At 74.7% G+C, this 3,074-nt stretch carries 1 protein-coding gene; it reads left to right on the plus strand.

Translation table 11 applies throughout. The features are described 5' to 3' along the window. The coding region (locus HGA02_RS14490) for a vWA domain-containing protein (protein ID WP_210728605.1) at positions 1-2,866 on the plus strand (2,866 nt) is incomplete at its 5' end. Positions 2,867-3,074 lie beyond the last annotated feature (208 nt).

Consider the following 3,074-nt stretch of genomic DNA (forward strand, 5'->3'; position numbering starts at 1 on the left):
GGCCCTGCCGCTCGCGTCGCGGCTGACCTCGGCCGCGGTGCTCGGCTACGTCGCCGGGCCCGCCTCGCGCGCGGCGGACACCGTGGCGCCGACGCTCGCCGTCACGACCCCGGCGGCCGGGTCGGTGCACGAGCAGGTCGACAGCCCGCACGTGGACGTCGAGGGGGCGGTCGCGGACGCCGGGTCCGGCGTGCGGGACGTCCGGGTCTCGGTGGCGGGCCAGGTCGTGGGTGCTGCGACGCTGCGGCCCGACTCGACCGGTGGACACCGGTGGTCGCTCGCCGTCCCGGCGGTGCCGGGGACGCACCGGCTCACCGTGCAGGCGACGGACTGGGCGGGTCGTAGCACGACGGTCGTGCGCACGTTCACGGTGGTCGCGGCCGCGCGGTCGGACGTGCTGGTCGCACCCGACGTCGAGGTGCTGGCACCGACGGCCGGCGACGCGATCACCGTCGTGGGCGCCGCGAGCGTCGTGTTCGACGGGTCGTCGCCGGTCCGTGCGGGCGACGTGCTCGTCTCCGAGGCGACCGCGGCCGCGCCCGAGGGTCTGCTCCGGCGCGTCGTCGCCGTCGAGCAGTGGGGCGACCGTGCGGTCGTCTCGACGACGCCCGCCGCGCTGACGGACGTCTTCCTGCAGGCGGACGTGCGGCTCGACGACGTCCCGCTGGACACCCAGCTCTCCGGCCCAGTCGTCGACGACACGGCGGTGACGGGACGGATGGCGACGACGCTGATGCGGGCCGCGGGCTCGGGGCTCGAGCGCACCGAGACGCTCGCGTCGGCCAAGGTCTCGACGCCGGGCAAGGAGCTCGTCGCGACGATCGCGGCGACGGCCACGCTCTCCCTGACGCTGGTCCTCGACATCGACGCGAACGTCGGGTGGGGCGGTATCGAGCCGGAGCTCGAGGAGTTCACCTTCTCGTTCAACACGCGCGGCGGGATCGACCTCGACATCACGGCGCAGAAGGCCTGGTCGTGGGAGGTCGAGCGGCAGCTCGGCTCGGTCCGGGTCGGAGGCTCGACGATCATGGTCGGTCCGGTGCCGCTGGTCCTCACCTACTCGCTGGACCCGTCGGTGTTCCTCGAGGCGAGCATCGGCGGGAAGATCACGGCGACGTACGAGCTGTCGATGTCGACCCGCTCGGGCGTGACGTACACGGGCGGGCGCTGGGCGGTGATCGACGAGCGGAACTTCGTCGCGGAACCGGGTGCGACGGCGCACATCGAGGTCGACGTGACGGGTGGCGTGATCCTGGACTTCGTCGTGAAGGTGTACGACCTGGCGGGCCCGTACGCGGGTCTGAAGGTGGGGCCCCGGTACTCGGGCGACCTCGACCTGATGGCGCTGACGTACACGCACACGGTTGACATCGACTACACGCTGCGCGTGGGCGCTCGGGTGGCGTTCCTCGGTCGGACGCTGACCGACTGGAGCAGGGACCTGCACACGTGGACGGCCCAGCTGTACACGCGGACGTACCCGTTCGAGAACCCCGGCGACGGTGGCACGGACCCCGGTGACGGCGGGTCCGGTCCCGGCGGCGGCACCGACCCGGGTGACGGTGGCTCGGGCCCGGGTGACGGCGGCAGCGGTCCGGGCGGCGGCTCGGGTCCGGGCGACGGCGGGACGGACCCCGGCGACGACCAGCCGTCGGGCGGGCGGGACGTCGCGCTCGTGCTCGACCTCAGCCCTGCGGCGGGGCCCGGGCTCGAGCGGCAGCGTCTCGCGGCGCACGCCGTGGTCGACGCGCTGGCGGACGGTGACCGCGTGATGGTCTCGCAGTACAACGGCACGGGAGCCGGCACGTACCTGGACGACGGGCTCGACGCCGCGCACGCTGCGATCGACGAGATCTACGCGAACGGCGACGACATGGACGACTACCCGATGATGGGCGACGCGGTGACGTCGGCGATCATCCGGCTCGCCGAGGAGGGCAGCCCCGGGCAGGACCGGTCCGTGCTCGCGTTCGGCGACGGCGGCGGCTGGACGTCGGTGCCGGACGCCTACGTCGCGCTCGCGCGGTCGGAGGGCGTGCGGGTCGACGCGGTCGGGTTCGAGCCCCTCTTCATGGGCAGCCAGGTCGCGGACGTGGTGACGCGCATGGGTGGCTCGTACCTGTCCGTCGGCGTCGACCAGGACCCGGCCTCGGCGGTTGCGTCCTACGTGCGGGCGCTCGACGGGGAGGCGTCGGGGATCGACGTCGACGCACAGGTCGTGGCGTCGGTCGCGGGCGGGTCGCGGACGGAGAGCGTGCAGCTCGATGTCCGGGCGCTGCCGGCCGGGTCGGCCAGCGGCCCGGCGGGGGCACGTCCGATGTGCACGTCCCCGAGGTCTCCGGAGCGCGCGGACTGGCTCGGCCTCGAGCCGCGCATGGCGGCGTCTTACGTCGGTGCCGGGCGCTGGCGGGTCGACTGGGTCGACGCCGCCGACCCGGTGTCGACCGTGAACCGCACCTACCGGTGCACCGTGCAGGCGCTCGACCCCGCGGGCGCGGTGCTGTCGACGGAGCTGCTCACCGTGACGGACACGTCGACCGGCCTGCTCGGCGACTGGACGGTGGGCGCCGACGGGGCTTCGCTCGCGCTCACGTCGTGGCCGGTCGGCACCGCGTCGGTCGGTGTCTGGTGCCAGGCGGTGCAGCGCCTGGTCGACGGCGAGCCGGTCTCCGGGTCCCTGCCCACCGCAGTGTTCGACGCGACGTCCGACGTGGTCCCCGCGGTCGGCTCGCCGTGGACTGTGCGGGTCGACGTGCCGACCGGCTACGCGTTCCGGTGCCGGGTCGCGGCGTCGACCGCGGCGACGTGGGGTGACGGTCGCACGCGTGAGGTCGGCGACGCGGTCATGACGCTCCGCGTGCCCTGACGCCCCGACGGCGGACGACCTGCGGTGCCGGGTCGTCCGCCGCTCGCGGGGTCGTCCGCCGTCAGGCGGGTCATCCGTCGCGGGCGAGGCGCTCGCGACGTGGCCGCACGTACCGTCGAGCGATGACGGAGGGACGAGCGCCGGCTCCTCGACCGGCCGCGACGCCCCGGTCCGCCGAGCGTGTCGCCCGGGCTGCCGAGGGGCGCGC

The organism is Cellulomonas septica (assembly GCF_012396155.1).
GTDB classification, from domain to species: domain Bacteria; phylum Actinomycetota; class Actinomycetes; order Actinomycetales; family Cellulomonadaceae; genus Cellulomonas; species Cellulomonas septica.